Origin of the sequence: Mesorhizobium sp. B2-1-3A (assembly GCF_006442655.1) — a bacterium.
Lineage (GTDB): Bacteria > Pseudomonadota > Alphaproteobacteria > Rhizobiales > Rhizobiaceae > Mesorhizobium.
Map to the genome: position 1 here is coordinate 831,929 of NZ_VFWK01000001.1, position 19,810 is coordinate 851,738.

Genomic DNA, 19,810 nt, shown 5'->3' on the forward strand with positions numbered 1-19,810 from the left:
AGATACAATCGAGAATATTGATGACAAAGAAAGCTTTGATCACCGGCATCACCGGGCAGGATGGCGCATATTTGGCGCAGTTGCTGCTTTCCAAGGGATACGAGGTCCACGGACTGGCGCGGCGATCGAGCACGGCTGACGTCAACACAACGCGCCTGAAATGGCTTGGCATCGAAAACGATGTCCGGATCGTTGATGGCAACCTGACGGATCTGTCCGGGCTGGCTCGAACCATGCGCGACGTCAAGCCCGACGAGGTCTACAATCTTGCCGCCCAATCCTTCGTCAAATCATCGTGGCAGCAGCCGATCCTGACGGGCAACGTCACCGGCATAGGCGTGACCAATGTGCTCGAGGCACTTCGCCTCGAATCGCCCGAAGCCCGTTTCTACCAGGCGTCGTCCTCGGAAATGTACGGTCTTATCCAGGAGCCCATGCAGTCGGAGACAACGCCCTTCCATCCGCGTTCGCCTTACGCGGTCGCGAAGCTCTATGGCCACTGGATTACCATCAATTATCGCGAAAGCTTCGGCCTGCATGCCTCGAGCGGCATCCTGTTCAATCATGAATCTCCGCTCCGCGGCATTGAGTTCGTCACCCGAAAAGTCACGGATGCGGTGGCGCGCATCAAGAAAGGCCTGGCAAAGGAGTTGCGGCTCGGCAACATCGATGCCAAGCGCGATTGGGGTCACTCCAAGGACTATGTCCGTGCCATGTGGCTTATGGTGCAGCAGGACCAGCCGGACGATTACGTCGTCGCGACAGGCAGGACGACGACCGTGCGCGACATGTGCCGAATCGCGTTCGAGCATGTCGGGCTCAAGATCGACGATCACCTTGTGATCGACCCGGTCCTGTTCAGACCGGCCGAAGTCGAAATTCTGCTCGGAAACCCTGCGAAAGCAAAGCAGAAGCTGGGATGGGAGGCGACGATCTCGCTGGAAGACATGATCCGTGAAATGGTGGACGCCGATCTCGAACGTCACGCCAACTCCGCCAAGCGCTGAGTTGAGCGGAGAGCTTTTTTTGCGTTATGGTCGATAGGTTGACGCATCGCATCCTGATAACCGGGGCAACAGGGTTTGTCGGCGCGGCACTGTTGCGGTTGCTGGAGCGGGAACATGCTGGCTGCAAGGTGTTCCCGCTTGGCCATGGCGCAGGCCAACGAAACGCGATCGACCTGCAGGACCGAAAGGGGATCGACGAGGTTGTCCGCGAAGTGCAGCCCACCGCGCTCATTCATCTGGCCGCCGTCGCCGCACCTTCCGATGCGCGCAACGCGCCACGGCATGCCTGGAACGTCAATTTCACCGGAACGATGAACCTCGCCCAATCCGTGCTGCACCACGCGCCGGGCGCCCGGTTCGTCTATGTGGGCAGTTCCGAAGCCTATGGCGCTTCCTTCCGGAGCGCGACAGGTCCGGTGACGGAAGATGTGCCGCTTCGGCCGATGACGGTCTACGGCGCCACCAAGGCGGCCGCGGACCTGATGATCGGGCAAATGGCGTATGAAGGTTTGCGCGCTGTGCGCTTTCGTCCCTTCAACCACACCGGCCCCGGTCAGTCCGATGCCTATGTGGTTTCCGCTTTCGCACGCCAGGTCGCCGAGATCGTGTCCGGCAAAAGCGAACCGGTCATTCACGTCGGCAATCTCGAGGCGGAGCGCGATTTCCTCGATGTTCGCGACGTGGTGCGCGCGTATGCGAGTTCCGTGGTGCTGAATCTGGATGCCGCGCCGGACCAAGTCTACAACATCGCATCGGGACAACCCCGGAAAATCCGTGATATCCTGGATACGCTTGTTGCGCAGTCGGGCATCGACATCGAAGTACGCGCCGACCCTGAAAAACTCCGCCCGAACGAGATTCCCACCGCATCAGGCGATGCTTCAAAGGCACGCGCCGAGCTGAATTGGCAGCCTTTGGTGCCGTTCGAGCAGACAATAGCCGACGTTTTCGGGTATTGGCACCGGCTATGTGACGCCCGATGACGACATCACCGCAGCGCGCCAGAGGTTGAGCACATGTTTCGAAGCCTGTGGCAGTACCGCCATTTCATCATTTCCTCCATCAGGGGCGACCTGAAAGGGCGTTTCGTGCGGTCGCGCCTGGGCGGCCTGTGGTTCATCCTTCACCCGCTTGCGCAGGCACTCATCTTCTCGATCGTCCTTTCGGAAGTTCTCAAGGCAAGGCTCCCGGACACGGACAGCCCCGCCGCCTATCCGATCTATCTCCTGTCCGGCATGGCGGCCTGGACGCTGTTCAGCGAGATTCTGACACGCAGCATGACCGTCTTCATCGAGCAGGCACCCGTGATGAAGAAGATCGCCTTTCCGCGCTTGTGCCTGCCCGTCATCGTGGGGGGCACGGCACTTATCAACCACCTGCTGCTGCTCGTCGCCCTGTTTGTCATCTTCATCTTCCTCGGGCATATTCCGGGCCGCGCCCTTGTCTTGCTGCCGGTCGGGATCATCCTGATCGCCGCGATCGGCTTCGGCCTTGGCGTGATCCTCGGCGTGATGAACGTGTTCATTCGCGATGTGGCGCAAGTCATGATGATCGTGCTGCAGCTCTGGTACTGGCTGACGCCGATCGTCTATCCCGCCAATGTTCTGCCCGAAAAATATGCTTTTCTGATCGGCCTCAATCCGATCGCACCGCTGGTGGCGCTCTATCAGGACGCGTTGTTGTTCAACCGCTGGCCAAACCCTGAAAGCCTGATCGTGCCGGCTGTACTTGGAGTTGTGAGCATGGCTTTCGCAATGATCTTCTTTCGGCGCGCAAGCCCCGAACTCGTCGACGTGCTGTAGCGATGACCGTGCTTTCCGTCAGCCATCTGTCGAAACGCTATGCGAGCTACGCAAGCAACCTGGAAAGGTTTGCCGGCTGGTTCGGCGCGCCCGTCAAGCCCACGGAGGAATTCTGGCCGGTAAGGGACATCTCGTTCTCCCTGGCGGCCGGCGAGGCGTTGGGTCTCATCGGCCAGAATGGTGCCGGCAAGAGCACGCTTCTGAAGCTGATCACCGGCACCGTGCGACCTACCGAAGGCACGGCAAGCGTTGGCGGGCGCATCAGCGCCATCCTCGAACTCGGGCTCGGCTTCAACCCCGAATTCACGGGGCGCCAGAACGCCTACCATGCCGGCGGGCTGATGGGGCTCTCGCAAACGCGGCTTGCCGAATTGATGCCGCACATCGAGGACTTTGCCGAGATCGGCGACTTCTTCGACCAGCCGCTGCGAACCTATTCGAGCGGCATGCAGGCGCGGCTGGCCTTCGCGCTGGCCACCGCTGAACGGCCCGAGGTGCTGATCGTCGACGAAGTGCTTTCGGTGGGCGACAGCTATTTCCAGCACAAGAGCTTCGACCGGATACGCAGTTTCAGGGCCGCCGGCACGTCGATCATTCTGGTCACTCACGGCATGGGCGACGTCAGATCCTTGTGCGACCGGGTGATTCTGCTGGACAAGGGACGCGTGCTGAAGGATGGGCCGCCCGACGAAGTGGTCGACTACTACAACGCCCTGATCGCGACCAAGGAGAACGCCAAGCTGACCATCGAGCAACGGCGCGAAAAGGACGATTGGCTTTACAGCAGGAGCGGGACCAAGGCGGCCGCGGTGGAATCCGTCGCGCTGATCGACGGCGAAAACGGGAAGCCGATCAAGACCGCCATCTCCGGACAGAGCGTGACAATTCGAGCCCGGATAGAAGCGAAGGAGGATATTCCGGAACTCGTCATCGGGTTCATGCTGAAAGACCGCGCCGGCCACACAGTTTGGGGAACCAACACCTGGCATACGGGCCAGGTGCTTTCTGGCATCAAAGCCGGGGACAAGGTGGAATGTAACCTGCGCCTTGCCTGCGCACTTGGGCAGGGTTCATACGGGCTTTCCATTTCGCTCCACACGGGAGACGTTCACATCGACAACAATTTCGACTGGATTGAAAACGTCGAGGTTTTCGACGTCATCAATTCAGACCGCCCGTTTTTTGTCGGGACGAGCCGCCTTGAACACGTGTTCGAAATCGTCAGATGAAAAAAACCTTCGATGATCTCTACAAGGCCTTCGAGGATCGCTTTCGCGGCTCGAGGGAACTCGTCAAGGATCGGCTGAAGATCTACCAGCCCTTGCTGGCGCAGGTACCGCGACAGGCTGAGGGACCGACCCTGGCGATCGATCTTGGCTGCGGACGCGGCGAATGGCTGGAAATACTCGCCGAGGCCGGGTTCGACGCCACGGGTGTGGATACCAATGCGCGTATGGCACAGGAGGCCACAGACAATGGCCTCAAGATCGAATTACAGGACGCGGTCGACTATCTCGGCGGCAGGCCGAACAACAGCGTGGCCGTCATTTCGGCTTTCCATATGGTCGAGCACGTACCAACGGACTACCTGATCAGACTGTTGGATGAATGCAACAGAGTGCTGACCAATGACGGCCTGCTGATCCTGGAAACACCCAATCCGGAAAATATCTCGGTCGGTACGCATACTTTCCATCTCGACCCAACGCATCGAACCCCCCTGCCCCCGAGTTTGCTCGAATTCCTGGTGGAGCAGGCCGGCTTCGCGGAAACGGCGATCCTCAGACTGAACGGCATACCCGCGACAGAGACTGGGCCGATGGAGCGCAGCTTCCACCTCATGTTCGAAGTGGCGCGCGACTACGCCTGCTTGGCAAGGAAGCGCGACAAGGACGTCACCGAGGAAGGCAATTCCTTGGCCGCTTTCGTGCAGGTGGCGTCGGAAGAGAACCCGATCGACATAGAGAAGATAAAGAGCTGGCTTCGCTCGGTCGACAACGAGGTTTCAAGCATACCCACAGAGGTCAGGGGCGCGATATCCACCAATGCGGACCAGTTGCGGCATCTGAGCGTCGAGAATGCAGTGCTCCAGGACGCGGTGGCTGTCCTTGCCGCGCGCGATGCCGAGATTGATCGCCTGGGCGAAAGTGTCGCGACGCTGGTCGAGCAGGTTCAACAACTGACGGCCCGGACCAGCACCGTTCATGTTTTGGCCGCGCAGGCAACTCCGCTCGGGCAATGGTCAAAAGACAAGCTGCGCCTGTTCATGAGCCACGCGCTTCTCTGGGTAGGGCGCCGCCCAAAAGTGAGGCTGCAGTTACGGCGCATCGTCAGCCTCATGCCACCGCTAGAGCGCAGGCTGCTGCTTTTCGCCCACTCTCGCCCTCGTGTAACAATGCCCGGCCGACAGGGGCGTTGGATGATGGAGCCGGATCCCGTGGTTTTGGCTGAATGGAAGAAAATACTGCGCGAACACCAGCGGTAAGAGCAAGGGCCTATAATGCGCGTCTGGTTCGATGGACAATGCTTGCAGACTTCAAGCAGGGAGAGAGGCATTGGCCGATATGCGCTGGAGCTGATCCGAAGTGTGAGCCTGCACTTTCCTGACGTCGAGTTGTGCATTTCCTTCAACGCGATCATGACGGATGATCTTCTGCGCGCACAGGATCTGGTCTCAGGCCTTATCCGGGCCGAAAACATTTATTCGTGGCATTCCGCTGCCACGACAGGAGAAGCCATTTCCGGCCAGACGCCACAACGTCAGCTCAGCGAAATCGCATTGGCGCACCATGTGCGTTGCATCGCTCCCGATATCGCGGTTGTGCTAAGTACATTCGAGGGCGGGGTGGATATGGCGGTCCCCCTCAATCCCGGTCTTTCCTTGAATTGCCCGGTCGTCGGAATATTCTACGATGCCATCCCCTTCAGGTTTCCAGACGAATATCTCTCTTCAAAAATCACCAGGGAACATTACGAACGACGGTTTGGCAACCAGGCACACTACGATGGCCTGCTGTGCATCTCTGAATTCACAAAATCCGAAGCCGAAGATATCTTCAAGACAGTTCCTGCTTTCTGCATTGACGCGGGCATGCCGACACAACTGCAAAATATCTTCAATCATGCCTACAAGACCGAAGAAGCTCCTAAAAGAAACCCGAATGACATCTTGTACGTGGGCGCGCTCGACTGGCGAAAGAATGTCGACAAGGTGGTCGATGCGTTTTCGATCCTAAACGAACGAGGATTCAATCGGCTCCGGCTGGTCATCGCTGGATCATATCACCAGGACGCTGCTCAGGAAATCAAAGCCAAGTGGAAAAGGCTCGGCCTTCAGGAAAGAAACCTTTCGTTTCTAGGGCAAGTCGGCGACAGAGAATTGTGCGATCTCTACCTTGGTTCCGGGTTCTCTATCCAACCGTCGCTGATGGAAGGGTTTGGACTTACGGCGTTGGAGGCGACGTATTTCCATTGCCCGGTTCTGGGTTCCAATATCGGAGCCCTCAAGGACATAATCGGAAGCCCGCTTGCGTTGTTTGATCCAATGGATGCGAACGACATGGCGTCGGTGATTCAAAACGCAATTTCCCATGACGACGTTCGGGAGCGCATCTTGAACACACAGATAAATTCTCCTTCGAACTACACATGGAAACGAACATCCAAACTGTTCATGGAAGCCGTGCATTCCGTCATTTTGAACAAAAATGAATCTTACAAAAAGCACTCTCCCCTGGAAGCCATTGAAGATTCAAGAGTTTTCTCCGCGCGGCTGATCGAGAATATCGATTCGAGCATCGACGAGAAGATCATGTCGCTGACTCTCGCGGAACCAAAGATCGGGCTGCGGCCGCGGCTTATCGTCGACGCGACATCAACAATACTCATGGATCACAAGACCGGGATTCAGAGAGTAGTGAGGCAGATTTGCCGTCATCTTGCAGAATTTCCGCCGAGCAAGGACGTAAGCCGGGTGATCGGCTTTTGCAATGACGAGCTTGGTTGGTTCGACGCGAATGGGAATCTGGACGAGCGCCCAGCGAAGAGACGGTCTCGAAAGCTGGACCCAAGATCCAACGACACCATGCTTCTCCTCGACAGCACCGCCTGGGGCTTTTTTGGTCTTTACTTGCCTTTTCTTGATGAGATGCGGATTCAGGGGGCGCAGGTCATTTCCTGTCTCTACGATATTGTTCCGATTACCATGCCGGCGACATGCGATCCCGGCATGCCTCCGGTATTTGCCAACTGGTTCAAAGCTGCACTTGTCTATTCGACAGGATTTGTCTGTATTTCGCGCGCGGTCGCCGACGAGTTGCATGCCATGCTTGGGGCCATTGCGTTTCCGCGCCGCATGAAAATCGGCTACTGGCAGCTTGGCGCCGATTTTTCCGGGCAAACAATGCAAACATCCCCGAGCAGAAAGGCCAAGGAGCGGCCCGTCTTCCTGATGGTGGGAACGCTCGAACCCCGCAAGGGTCATCGTGTCGTGCTCGATGCCTTCGAGCAACTCTGGGCGGAAAATGTCGACGTGGCCCTAGTGATTGTCGGCAAGATCGGATGGGGATCCAAGCATGTTGCAGAACGCATCCAGGCCCATCCAGAATATGGAAAGCGATTGACCTGGCACAGCACGGCAGGTGATGCCGAGCTGGTCCAACTTTACAATGAATGCGATGCCCTGATCGCAGCCTCGTTTGCAGAGGGCTTCGGATTGCCGCTTGTCGAAGCGGCGCATTTCGGCATGCCGGTGCTGGCGAGTGACATTCCAGTTTTCAGGGAAGTCGCCGGCAGTGCCTCCACCGCCCATTTTTTCGAGAGCGGTTCGCCCACGGCTCTATCATCGACTGTGAAGGAATTCCTGAAACATCATCGAGGAGTTGCAGCTCGGAAAGCCGAGCATGCGACTTGGCCTACCTGGGCGGAGAGCGCGGCACAGCTTGAAACTGTCGTCCTCTCCGAGAAGTGGTACAAAATCTACGAGCCGCTGTCGCCAAAGCCAAACGTTGCGAGGACCGACATCGGCCATGTTCGCATGACTTCGCCCCTCGAAGGAACAGAGCGTTTGCACTCGCTACGCCTGGTCGACGGCCCGTTTTCCGAAGATGCGGAAAATCTCAAGATTGTGGTGGCCGTCCAGAATCTCTCCAATTCCATATGGTCAAGCGAAGGCGCATATGATGGTAGCCTCGGCGTGACGCTCAGTTACCATATCGTCGATAGGGATGGGACCATTCTACTTTTCGATGGACCTCGATGCCCAATTCCGCTCGTCCTGATTCCTGGCGATACGCATTATATGGCCGTTAACGTCCCGAGATCGTGGAAAGCACGCGGCGCGGGATTCATCGATATCGAACTCGTGCAAGAGGGAGTCAGTTGGTTCGGTACTCCGTTGCGCGTGGCTATGTAGCAGGCAGATCCTTGTCACGTAGACCAACGCAGCGAGTTGCCTCACAGGGTGCCTGTGTTATCAAATCAGTAAAAATTATTGTTCTCTCTAGGGATTTCAGCTTCAGATGGATGACACGGCTTACCGGCAATACCAGCTCGAACGAGACAACTGGCTGAAGGCAGGTCGGCGAAACCTAATAGCCGCATTGATAAAAAAATCGCTTGGTGATCGCCGTGATCTGGAAATACTCGATCTGGGTGCCGGCGTTGGACAGAATGTTGAGGCCATCAGTAAGTTCGGTGAAGTCGATGTAGTCGAGATCAATCCTATTGGCCTGGACGCATTGCGACAGATTTCCATCATTAGAAAGATTTTCGATCAGCCCATCCCATTTGACTGCAACCAAACCTACGATGTGATTGTCGCTACCGATGTCCTTGAACACATAGAAGATGACAGAGCAGCCGCGCAATGGATTGCAGACCATTTGCGACCTGGTGGTTTCTTTCTTTCAACGGTGCCGGCTTTCCAATTTCTATTCTCGGAACATGACGTCGCGCTGCATCATTACCGGCGCTACAGCGCCTCAAACTATGCCGCCATCATGCCTCCGGAAATGCCGGTAATGGAACGCGGCTATTTCAATTCGTTCCTGTTTCCGCTTGCTGTCGTTACCAGGCTGGCCAGCAAACTCGCGTCAAAGCCTAAGCTCGGCGGCGCAAAGAAGCAGAGCAGTATCGTTCCCGGCCCGATTAACTCGATTTTCAAGGCAATTCTCGGCATAGAAAGCCAATTGATCTTGCGGGGCATAAGACTACCGTTTGGCTTGTCGGTATTTTGCCGGGCAAGAAAGTCGACGTACCCCAAGGCGGTGCCTGTCCGCCGCAGTGTGGTGCAATCATGAAGCGCTCGGGGGCTCCTCGCTCAGCACGAACAAATTTTTAGGTATTGACCCTAGACGCCGGGTGTCAATCTGAAAGAACAGTAGAGGTCATCCACACATCCTGCAGATACCAAATTGTCGTGAATGAAGCCAAGCGCGGCGGCGTCACTATCGATCAGTGAAGATTGCCCATCTTTGAAGCGATAGACATAGGGAAACGTCTGCTGCAACTGCCTTAATAGATCACGCGGATTGATGTCCCTGAATCCCACCATCGTAAAGGCGTTGAATTCGACCAGCAGAGAAGGCTTCATACGTTCTATCGTCTTCCGTGCTCCTCGTAGAACGTCTATTTCAAAACCTTCCACGTCGATCTTGATGAAGTCGATCCTGTCGATACCACGAACATTCACAAACGCGTCTAGCGTCGACATTTGAACAGTTCCCGTGGGCGTGTGTCCAAGCGTGTCTTCAGTGACAAGGTGGCTGGCGGAGGCGGAACTGGGGTTGGAGAAGAAGGACAGAGAGCCTTCACTCTCTCCCAACGCCATATTGTGAGCGTCGACCGAAACCGCATTGGCCGCTATCGTATCCAGCAGTAAGGGGAAGACGTTGGGGTCGGGTTCGAAAGCATGGACTTCCGCAGCGCCTGATTTCGCCGCGATAACCGCCGTCATCCCGATATTGGCACCGATATCGAAGACGACCGCGCGAGCAGGAAGCGAACGCATTGCGAATACAAACGGCTCGTCGGGAGCAGCGTGGTCAAAATAGCTGTCCCCCTTTCGCCCGCAGAGGACGATATTCTGCTCGCCAAACTTGATGTTCCGAGTGTGCATTTTCTACCCTCTAGATAGCAAAGACCGGCTTTCGCCTTCAAATATCAATTGCGCTTGTCCGACACCTTACGCGCAAACCTTGTCTCAAGGGATGATATCCAGGTGATCGACGTAAGAGCCAATTCTGAGCACCATCACGATGGGAGCCGACGACGCCTTCAATTTCGCCTATTGGCTGTCCGGTAAAGCCAACTGAAGATCTGTTCGCAAGCAAAAAACAACACATCCCCGAGCACAGTGATCAATCGCCCTATGACCACCGCCAGAAGAATAACCGGAGCGTCACTAAGGCTACTAAGCAAAAACAGCAGAACCGCCTCTCTAACCCCGAGGCCGGCCGGCGCACCCGGGGTTATAAGTCCCGCGAGCCAAGCAATCACGTATGCACCGGCGATCGCTGGATAAAGTGTGAAATCGCCGAGGCCACCAGCAACGCTGTATGCTGCAATGAAAACCAAACCTGAAGACGCAAGAAAAGAGAGATAAAAGCCCGCGGCCATACACAAATCAACGCCGCCGACGCGTACGGTCAGCCAGAGTGTGATTGCCACTACTGAGGCGAAAGAAACCCATCCAAACCAATCCGGAATGCCTGCTGCGATCAGCGGCAGCACAAGGGGCGAGAACAGAGCTGCGCCGACTACGAGAAAACCGAGTTCATAAACAGTCGACTTGGCTAGCGGCCCATTGCCAATGCCGGCGGCCACGCCAATGGCCTGGCGACCCGCAAACTGAAGAACGTTACCGGGAACATACTTGGCCAACTGCGAGATGGCATAGGTGCGAATCGCCCAATGCCACGAGACCGGAGCTCCGAGATGGAGCATGAGACTTCGCCAGCCGAAACCGAGCAATACATTCGACACCCCGAATAGGCTGGCCAAAGCGGCTACCGCGATATAGCTGCCCGTTCCCATTCTGTGAAAATCGATCTCGTCAGCGTAACCTCGGAGCCTGATCGCCACGAAAACGACCCCGGCCAACCCGAGGAACGCTCCAATACGATGAAGCCAGACCTTGGCGTAGGGCGACATGATGTCAGCCAAATAGAAAAACCGCGCCGTCAACGTGCAGGTGTCGCGCTATCGGGCGCAAACCCTTCCGTTTCATTCTAACAAGGATCTGGGCAATCCGGTTTGGCAGGTGCTTGCTCTTGGAACTTTACGGAAGTTTCGTGCATTAGCATCATCGGCCAAAGGTGCAAAGGCCAAAGGCGCAAACCATTTTCCTTACGGAAATCGCGCCGCTGCGCCGCCCAGACAGTAGCCTTTCGACCTTGCCAAGCAAAGCCCTGTCCACTAAGGGTCGTTGGGTCGAGGCGCCATACTGTACCGCGGATCACTGGTCGACGTGCCCGGCTCCCAGTACTTGCGCAGCATGAGAAGGTCGGTGATTAAACTCCCGAAGAAACTGATCATCCAGATCACCTGCTTTAAAGACACGCAGACCGTGGCGATCGAAATTGCCAAACCGTCGATGGTCGTACCGTGGGGCGTGGGTGGTCTTTCTTGCCATTTTTAGTCGAATACCCCAGGAGCAACCATGCGCCAAATATATGTGAGCACGGCTCACAGAGTGAGAGGTTTTGCGAAGGGGATTGGGCTCCTGGATGTGGCCGAGCGATCGAAAAACCGAAAGGTCTTTTGGCTGAGGAGTCTGTTGAGCATCTATGATAGCGCAGACATGGCCAAGCTTGATGTGCCTTGGTGGGCCTTTTCAGCAATTGACTTTGTCGAGGCTCGTATCAAGGAGCGAAAGGGCCGTCTCCGCGTTTTCGAATACGGCTCCGGGGCAAGCACAATCTGGTTAGCAAGACGCTGTACGGAGGTAATCACCGTTGAGCATGACATAGGCTTCACTGAAGTCATGAGACCTCTGTTCTCTAAGTACCCCAATATACGACTGGAGATTCACCCCCCGGAAGTACCCACTCGGTTGAAATTTTCTGGATCACGCCGCAAAGGCTATACGAATTACTCGTTCGACCGCTACGTAGAATCGATTGATGCGCATAGCGGGAACTTTGACATGATTATCATCGACGGACGCTCTCGAATCCATTGCTTGGAAAAGGCAAAGGATCGTCTCGATGAAAATGGTTTTATTATATTTGATAACAGTGATCGTATTGAATACCGTGAGGCCATAAATACATCGCATCTAGATGAACATATAATGCGCGGCCTTACGCCCGCGCTACCTTTTCCGGGCCAAACTTCTATTCTCTACAAGAGCAAAAAATAATGAAATCGGTTTCAATTGTTATTCCAGTAAAGGAAGAGCGAGAAACAATTGTTCCTCTTGTCCAAGCCATTGACAGTGTATTCCAGTCCACGCTGGGAGGGAGCGCACATCTGAATGAGGTTATCTTCGTCGATGATGGCAGCCGTGATCAGACGTGGGCAGCGATAGAAAAGGTGATCGAAGAGTACCCTTTCGTTCTAGGAGTGAGGCTTCGCAGAAATTTTGGCAAGGCGATCGCGCTGCAGGAAGGAATTCAGCTCAGCACGGGTGAAATTGTCATCACGATGGATGGAGACCTGCAGGACGATCCAAATGAAATACCGCGCTTTCTCGACGCGCTCGAAGAAGGTTTCGATCTTGTCTCTGGTTGGAAAATAGTCAGGCACGACCCTCTTGGCAAAACTTTACCATCGAAAATATTCAATAAAGTAACTGCACTTGTTACCGGCGTCAAGATTCATGATTTTAATTGTGGATTTAAAGCATATAGAAGAAATATATTTGATAGCGTAAGAATTTATGGCGAGCTTCACAGATTTATCCCAACGATCGCACACAGCATGGGGTTTCGGGTTGGTGAAATCACGGTCAACCATCATCCCCGGCGATTTGGACAATCAAAATACGGATTAAACAGACTCCTGAAGGGATTTCTGGACCTTCTGACGGTGGTCACAATCACAAAATATAGCTACAGGCCAGGCCACCTTTTCGGAGGCCTGGGCGTAGCCGTTGGAGCAATGGGGGGCCTTATGCTCCTCTACCTCACAGCCGTGTGGTTTCACGGTCAGGCAATTGGGGGAAGACCGCTTCTAATCATCTCCGCACTCCTTCTGATTGTCGGCGTACAGTTTGTGCTCTTCGGGATGATCGCCGAGCTTCTGGTAAGCCTGAATCGCGACGGGCCGTCTAACAGTGCCGTCATAGTCGAAATCCGACGCCATGTGTTGCCTGCAGTGCGCAAAAAGAGAAAACAGAGCGCTACCGATAAATCGAATTGACGCGCATACGAGCTGAACTCCTCTGGTGACTGCCACTTGGGGAAAATAGATCGATAGGGTCGACATGGGCTTTGTTTCTAACGTCTTTGCAATTGCATATCCGGCCCTTCTCCTGGGCATATATATGATCGCCGTAGGACTGGCGATTGAAATAGCCCTTTCTGGTCAGCTGAAATTGCCTCGAAGCCTGGGAATAGCAATGGCTATCGGCGCTGGCGCCACAGTAATTCCAATGGCTTTCGCGTACCGTTTAACTGGCGACGCCATGCTTCCAGTTCTACCTTTAGGTGTTGCTGCTCTTATAATTTTTCTAATTTATCTAATCAATTCAGGGCGAATTTTGCTGCGTAACCGGACTGCGCCTTGGCAGCGTATCGCAGCGGGATTCAGTCGTCTCGCGGCACCCTCAGACTTTATTGCCGCAATCGCCGCAGTCTTGATCATATTGCCTGTCATCGGATTCGGCCTGACGTCCTGGACGTCAGGGACGAATGACTTCCCCAGCTATGCAGGATCCGCGCAAGTCTGGATGTCCGAGGCAGGCGCCTCTGATTTCATGACTAGACACACTGATGCATTTGGAGCGGGTCTCGCGAATAGGGCGAATTCGGAGAAGCCTATGGTAACGGCTCTCCTTGTCCTCGCCAGCGAAATATCTGGCGTACCGCCTTATCAGCTACTTACACCAATTATGCTGGTGTTGTTATTTATGCTATTTTCTGCACTTCTTATTTTATGCTCAAAGCTATTTATGATCAGCAATTTTTCAGCCACACTTGCTGTTATAATTCCGACTTTCTCGATTGTTCCTATTTCTCGTGTTTACGACGCTCAAATAGGCCAAGTTGCCGCCGTTGCATTGCTCGCCTGTTTTATCACAGTGATTGGAACCGGCTCAAGCCGAAAGACATGGGGAGGCAGTGCGGCATTCGCGGTTGTGGCAGGGTTGATTGGTGCTGCGGCCCTCGGATCGAACTTTACGCTCGCTATTGGATCGGGGCTAATGCTGTCGGCCTTGGCGATCTGGCTTTTGCTGCAGCGACCGGGAAACTTTCGCCGGCACTTATTAGCGGCAGGCATGTGTGCGGCTCTGATACTCATCTTGAGCGGCCCGATGCTGGATTGGTACTACTTCTCTTATCACCTCCAATCCACCGGCGAGGCTGGTTTCGACATACCGTTTGCGTCACCTCTCGCGGCAATCGGCCAGCAGGTCTTCCTTGTCTCCTCAGGATTGAAACAGGCATTGCTTTCATGGTGCATCGTGTTCGTGACCGTCGCGGCAATTAACTGGGCGGTGTTTCCGTACTACGGTCGGGAACGGATAACGAACATCTTTATCCTTGTTGCTGTAGCAATAAATGCATCGATAATTGGCCTAAAATTCGGATGGAACAACTATGCTATGCACAAGTGGCTTGGGGTGTTCATCGCATTGTGCATGCCACCGATTCTCGCTTACATAATATCGAGACTCCGTGGGAGGTGGAGGATCGCGGCTATATCTATCGCCGTGCCGCTAGCGGTCTCAAGCATAGCCATTGGCACTCAGAGGGGATCTTCAGTAACAAGTGTTATTCCTCAGGACTTGCTTGACCTCCAAGATGATGCGCGGATCAGCGCCCTGGACGCGATCAACATAAAGCTTGGGAATATCCACGAAAACTCCATTGCAGCGCTTGTTCTGAACTCAGGAGTAGTGACGGTCACAGAACAGACATATGCGAGCGGCACTTCGCCTACAAACGGGCCGTTTCTGGTGCATGCGGAGCAAACTTCTAGTAAACAGTATTCTAATGTAATCAAGCTGAACGACACCTACGCACTGGCATCGATAGATGATACGCCGGATGAAGGAGGAATTGACTTTAGCACTGATAACCCAGACGCGCGGCGTTTCCTTAGCGGGAAATGGTATGAATCGGAGAGTTGGGGTACGTGGTCGGGCGATAAAGACAACTATGTATCACTCGATCTACCTCCCAACCTCCATAACACCGATGTTGCCATGACGCTAATTGGAAGGGCCTTTGCCAACGACAAAGCGGCGCAAACGATAAGAATACTTGTGAATGGAGTACTTCTGTCGACTAAGAACTATACGAACACCGAAATGGATTCTCTTAAGATCGTATTACCACGCGATTTGATTCAATCCGGCGAGGGAAGGCTGACGGTGGACATTCAGACCGACAATCCACTGTCGCCCTCAGCATTTGGTTCCCCCGACAAAAGATTGCTGGCTTTCGGCTTGGCTCGGCTTGAAATTGAGGCTGGAGATAAGAACGGTACCGCCCCATAGGTAACATTGAGCAAGTGTGTTAGCCGCGAGTTTCAGGAATCCTTTGCTTAATTCGCGTCCGGAGACAAGATTGAGGATCGGGATCGACGGCAGGAATCTCGGATCGGCTACGGACGGGATCGGCCGGTTCGTCCACAATGCCCTGAAGGCATTGGCGGCTCTCGGCGCCGATGTGGTTGTCTATGCGCCTGGCAGGATCAATCCGGATTACGACCTTCCGCCTGGCGTCTGCGTGCGGGTCGCCAACTTCAAGGGGCCTGTCGCCCGCACGTTCTGGGGCCAGGCCGTGTTGCCCTCCTTGGCCCGGCGCGACCACGTGGAGGTGTTCTGGGGGCCGTCGCACCGTCTGCCCTTTGTGATGGGCGGCGACATCGCACGGGTGGTCACGATTCACGACCTCGTCTGGCTGCACGCCGCGCGGACCATGCGGACCCGGACCTGGGTGGGCGACCGCCTGCTGATGAAGCCCGCGCTGCGGACCGCCGATGCCGTGGTTGCCGATTCGACCGCCACGGCCACAGCCTTGACGGCCGAGTTCCCCTGGCTGAAATCGCCGGTCAGGACAGTCCACCCCGGCACGGTCACCCTGCCGGCCCCCGGCGATGTCTCGAGCCTGCGGCCGCTTGGCATCGGCAAGCCCTATGCGCTCTTTGTCGGCACAGTCGAGCCCCGGAAGAACCTCGGCAATCTGATAGAGGCCTACGGCTTGCTGCCGGCCGTCATCCGGTCCGGCTGCGATCTGGTCATCGTCGGCGGCACCGGGTGGAAACAGACGGGCCTTGCCGATAAGGTGCGCGCCGGCGGGCTGGAGGCGAATATCAAGTTTACCGGATTCGTCGACGACATGACGCTCGCCACGCTTTATGCGAATTGCCTGTTTCTGGCGATGCCATCTCTCTACGAGGGGTTCGGTTTTCCGATCGTCGAGGCACAGTCTTTCGGCAAGCCGGCGCTGACCTCGAACACGTCGTCAATGCCTGAGGTCGCGGGTGACAATGCCGCCCTCGTCGACCCGAATGACCCCGAGGCAATCGCCGCTGCATTCCACCGGTTGTGCGTCGAAGCGGAATTCCGAGACGGGATCGCCGCGGGCGCGAAAAGGAATGCCGGACGCTTCACCTGGGAAAACCACGCCAAGAGCATGCTGCGGATTTTTGAACAGGCCATCGAGCAAAGACGGAAGGCCCGCGTTTGAAAGTCCTGCACTTCTTCAAGACCTACTGGCCGGATTCGTTTGGCGGGGTGGAGCGCACGATACAGGCCATTGCCCAAAGCACCGCGAGCCACGGCATCGAAACGGGCGTGCTGTCGTTGAGCCCCACTCCGGCCGAGAATACCCAATGGTTTGACGGCCACATGGCCCATAAGGCCAAGCTCGATTTCGAACTCGCCTCGACCGGATTCTCGCGCGCGGTTTTTCGGAAATTCGCGGAACTCGCCGGGAAGGCCGACCTGCTGCACTACCATTTTCCATGGCCGTTGATGGATATGGTGCATTTTCATTCCCGCCACGGCAAACCGGCCGTCGTCACCTATCATTCCGACATCGTCAAACAGAGGCTGATACTGCCTTTCTACCGACCGCTGATGCTGCGTTTCCTGAAGGACGTGGACACGATCGTTGCGACATCCCCGGACTATTTGGGATCGAGCCCTGTCCTCAAAGCCTTCAAGGCCAAATCGACGATCATTCCCATCGGCATCGACGAAACCGCTTACCCCGCGTCGACCGAATCCGACACCATCTGGTGCCGGTCGGTGGTGGCGGAGCCCTTCGTGCTGTTCGTTGGCGTTCTGCGCTACTACAAGGGACTTGATGTGCTGATCGAGGCCGCGGACAGGGTTCGATGCAAGATTGTCATCGCCGGCTCGGGACCGATCGAGCAGCAACTCAAGCTGCAGGCCAGCACGTTGCGGCGCGACAATGTGATTTTCCTGGGCGAGGTTTCGGAGTCGCACAAGATGGCGCTCCTCCACGGCTGCCTCGGGTTCGTCTTTCCTTCGAACCAGAGGTCGGAAGCCTATGGGCTATCGCTGGTCGAGGCCTCAATGTGCGGCAAGCCGATGATTTCATGCGAGATCGGAACGGGAACCAGTTATGTGAACAAGGCCGGCGAAACCGGGCTGGTCGTTCCGCCTTCCGATCCGGCACGGCTTGCCGAAGCGATCAACCGGCTGGTCGATTCGCCTGACGAAGCAGCGAAGTGGGGGCGAGCCGCCCGAGAGCGCTATGCCAGGCTCTTTACATCGGACAGGATGGGAAAGGCTTACGCCGATCTCTATCACCAGCTCGACAGCCGTCGACGTTGAGTGCCGCTGCAAGGCACGCCTTGTGAAACTCGGCGAGCCGCCGTCAAGGACGCTTGGTCATCCGGCCGGGGCCTGCTCGCTTTGGAGCCGACGGACCACCGCCTCCGTCGACTGCCGCCAGTCGGGCGCGCTCCACCCGAATACATCAGCGAACTTCGCGCTCGACAGCCGCGAATTGGCGGGGCGCCGCGCCTTGGTCGGATAGTCCTTGCTGGCAATGTCGCGCGCTTGCGCCCAAGCACCGCCGGCCGCCCGGCTGGTGTCCAGGATGTGACGGGCAAAGCCGCTCCAGTTGGTCTCGCCGGTGCCGGCCAGATGATAGGTGCCGAACGCGCCGACGCTGTTGTCGCCATGCAGCGCCGCCGCCGCATGCAGGATGGCGTCTGCCATATCGAGCGCGGAGGTGGGATTTCCCCATTGATCGGCCACCACCGAAATCTCGTCGCGGTCGGCGGCCAGCCGCAGCATGGTTTTCACGAAATTCCTGCCGAACGGGCTGTAGACCCAGGCGGTGCGCAGGATCAGGTGGCGCGGGCCGGCGGCGGCCACGGCCTGTTCGCCGGCGAGCTTGGAGGCGCCGTAGACGCCGAGGGGCGCCGTCGCATCGGTCTCGACATAGGCGTGAGAAGCACTGCCGTCGAAGACATAGTCGGTCGAAAGATGGATGACGGGAGCGCCGAGCCGAGCCGCCGCTTCAGCCACCTTGCCGGCGCCGGTCGCGTTGACCGCAAAGGCGAGGTCGGGCTCGTCCTCGGCCTGATCCACAGCCGTGTAGGCGGCGGCCGACACCACGATATCCGGCTTCGCGGCCGCAAGGGCGTCGATGATGGTCTCGGGTCTTGCCAGGTCGAGTTCCGGGCGGCCGATGGCGACGACCTCCATGCCGGCCTTCCCTTGGCATGCCTCCAGCAGGCTTGCCGCGACCTGGCCTTCGCGTCCGGTGACGACGAGCCTCACGCGCCAGCCTTGCGCGCTTCGCCCAGTCTTTCTCCGGCATAGCGCTGCTCGCGGATCGGGCCCCACCACCATTTGTTGTCGAGGAACCAGTCCACGGTTCTGGCCAGGCCGCTGTCGAAATTCTCGGTCGGCGTCCAGCCGAGTTCACGGCCGATCTTGGAGGCATCGATGGCGTAGCGGCGATCATGGCCGGGGCGGTCGGTGACGAAGGAAATCAGCTCGCGATAGCGCTTGCCGCCGGCCCTGGGACGCCTGGTGTCGAGCAGGTCGCAGATCGTCTCGACGACGGCGAGGTTCGTGCGCTCCGAATTGCCGCCGACATTGTAGCTCTCGCCCGGCGTGCCCTTGGTGGCGACGAGTTCCAGGGCCCGGGCGTGATCCTCGACGAACAGCCAGTCGCGCACATTGGCACCGGCGCCATAGACAGGCAGCGGCTTTTCGTCGAGCGCGTTCAGGATGACCAGCGGGATCAGTTTCTCGGGAAAATGATAGGGGCCGTAATTGTTCGAACAGTTGGAGAGCACGACCGGCAGGCCGTAGGTCTCGTGCCAGGCGCGCACCAGATGATCCGAGGCCGCCTTCGAGGCCGAATAGGGCGAGGACGGGGCGTAGGGCGTCTCCTCGACGAACATGCCGCCGTCGAAAGGCAGATCGCCGAACACCTCGTCGGTCGAGACATGGTGGAAACGGAAGCGGCTCTTCCTGTCATCGGCAAGGCCACGCCAATATTCGAGTGCGGCATTGAGGATCCGGTAGGTGCCGACAATGTTGGTCTCGATGAAGGCGCCCGGTCCGTCGATCGAGCGATCGACATGGCTCTCGGCGGCGAGGTTCATGACGATGTCGATATCGTCACGGTGCAGGAAATCGAGCACCGCGTTCTCGTCGCAGATGTCGGCCTGGGCGAAGCGATAATTGTGGGCATTCTCGATCGACCGCAGCGAGGCCAGGTTGCCGGCATAGGTCAGCTTGTCGAGATTGGTCACGCGGTAGGCCGGATTGGCGCACAGATGACGGCACACCGCCGAACCGATGAAGCCGGCCCCGCCTGTCACCAGAAAGTTCATGCT

General features: G+C 56.7%; 16 protein-coding genes. 12 read left to right on the forward strand and 4 right to left on the reverse strand.

What is annotated here, in order from left to right; translation table 11 throughout:
* Positions 1-20: 20 nt before the first annotated feature.
* The 7 genes from gmd to FJ977_RS04165 all read left to right on the forward strand — a co-directional run bounded on the left by gmd (position 21) and on the right by FJ977_RS04165 (position 9,108).
* Positions 21-1,007, forward strand: coding sequence for a GDP-mannose 4,6-dehydratase (gene gmd, locus FJ977_RS04135; protein WP_140768778.1), 987 nt, complete (start codon positions 21-23; stop codon positions 1,005-1,007).
* A gap of 26 nt (positions 1,008-1,033) precedes the next feature.
* Positions 1,034-1,990, forward strand: a complete 957-nt coding sequence (locus FJ977_RS04140; protein ID WP_140768780.1) for a GDP-mannose 4,6-dehydratase — start codon at positions 1,034-1,036, stop codon at positions 1,988-1,990.
* Between the two features lie 33 nt (positions 1,991-2,023).
* The gene (locus FJ977_RS04145; protein WP_140768782.1) at positions 2,024-2,809 is read left to right on the forward strand and encodes an ABC transporter permease; all 786 of its coding nucleotides are present in this window, start codon (positions 2,024-2,026) and stop codon (positions 2,807-2,809) included.
* Between the two features lie 2 nt (positions 2,810-2,811).
* Positions 2,812-4,038 (forward strand): ABC transporter ATP-binding protein, encoded by a 1,227-nt coding sequence (locus tag FJ977_RS04150; RefSeq protein WP_140768784.1) that lies wholly within the window; start codon positions 2,812-2,814, stop codon positions 4,036-4,038.
* The gene (locus FJ977_RS04155; RefSeq protein WP_140768786.1) at positions 4,035-5,294 is read left to right on the forward strand and encodes a class I SAM-dependent methyltransferase; all 1,260 of its coding nucleotides are present in this window, start codon (positions 4,035-4,037) and stop codon (positions 5,292-5,294) included. Before FJ977_RS04150 ends, FJ977_RS04155 begins: the two co-directional genes overlap by 4 nt.
* Before the next feature lie 15 nt (positions 5,295-5,309).
* Positions 5,310-8,222, forward strand: coding sequence for a glycosyltransferase family 1 protein (locus FJ977_RS04160; RefSeq protein ID WP_140768788.1), 2,913 nt, complete (start codon positions 5,310-5,312; stop codon positions 8,220-8,222).
* A gap of 106 nt (positions 8,223-8,328) precedes the next feature.
* Entirely contained in the window at positions 8,329-9,108 is a 780-nt protein-coding gene (locus tag FJ977_RS04165) for a class I SAM-dependent methyltransferase (protein ID WP_140768790.1), read from the forward strand.
* Between the two features lie 50 nt (positions 9,109-9,158).
* On the opposite strand, the gene FJ977_RS04170 is transcribed toward FJ977_RS04165, so the two are convergent.
* Positions 9,159-9,926, reverse strand: a complete 768-nt coding sequence (locus FJ977_RS04170; RefSeq protein WP_140768792.1) for an FkbM family methyltransferase — start codon at positions 9,924-9,926, stop codon at positions 9,159-9,161.
* Positions 9,927-10,084: 158 nt separating this feature from the next.
* Positions 10,085-10,960, reverse strand: coding sequence for a hypothetical protein (locus tag FJ977_RS04175; protein ID WP_140768794.1), 876 nt, complete (start codon positions 10,958-10,960; stop codon positions 10,085-10,087).
* Between the two features lie 649 nt (positions 10,961-11,609).
* Between FJ977_RS04175 and FJ977_RS04180 the strand changes: the two genes are divergently transcribed.
* From FJ977_RS04180 to FJ977_RS04200, 5 genes are all read left to right on the forward strand, one after another.
* Positions 11,610-12,170: a class I SAM-dependent methyltransferase gene (locus FJ977_RS04180; protein ID WP_246682812.1), complete on the forward strand. Its 561-nt coding sequence runs from the start codon at positions 11,610-11,612 to the stop codon at positions 12,168-12,170.
* Entirely contained in the window at positions 12,170-13,171 is a 1,002-nt protein-coding gene (locus FJ977_RS04185) for a glycosyltransferase family 2 protein (RefSeq protein WP_140768798.1), read from the forward strand. Before FJ977_RS04180 ends, FJ977_RS04185 begins: the two co-directional genes overlap by 1 nt.
* Positions 13,172-13,235: 64 nt before the next feature.
* Positions 13,236-15,473 carry a hypothetical protein gene (locus tag FJ977_RS04190; protein ID WP_140768800.1) on the forward strand — a complete coding sequence of 746 codons (2,238 nt, stop codon included), beginning with the start codon at positions 13,236-13,238 and terminating at the stop codon, positions 15,471-15,473.
* A 16-nt stretch (positions 15,474-15,489) separates the two neighbouring features.
* Positions 15,490-16,668, forward strand: coding sequence for a glycosyltransferase family 1 protein (locus FJ977_RS04195; RefSeq protein WP_281406796.1), 1,179 nt, complete (start codon positions 15,490-15,492; stop codon positions 16,666-16,668).
* Positions 16,665-17,783, forward strand: coding sequence for a glycosyltransferase (locus FJ977_RS04200; RefSeq protein ID WP_140768804.1), 1,119 nt, complete (start codon positions 16,665-16,667; stop codon positions 17,781-17,783). The genes FJ977_RS04195 and FJ977_RS04200 overlap by 4 nt, the downstream gene beginning before the upstream one ends.
* A 57-nt stretch (positions 17,784-17,840) precedes the next feature.
* Here FJ977_RS04200 and rfbD read toward each other — a convergent pair whose 3' ends face one another.
* Both rfbD and rfbB read right to left on the reverse strand, forming a co-directional pair.
* On the reverse strand, positions 17,841-18,740 hold the full coding sequence (gene rfbD / locus FJ977_RS04205) for a dTDP-4-dehydrorhamnose reductase (RefSeq protein WP_140768806.1): 900 nt from the start codon (positions 18,738-18,740) through the stop codon (positions 17,841-17,843).
* Complete coding sequence (gene rfbB, locus FJ977_RS04210) at positions 18,737-19,807, reverse strand: dTDP-glucose 4,6-dehydratase (protein WP_140768808.1); 1,071 nt, start codon at positions 19,805-19,807, stop codon at positions 18,737-18,739. The genes rfbD and rfbB overlap by 4 nt, the downstream gene beginning before the upstream one ends.
* Positions 19,808-19,810: the final 3 nt, after the last annotated feature.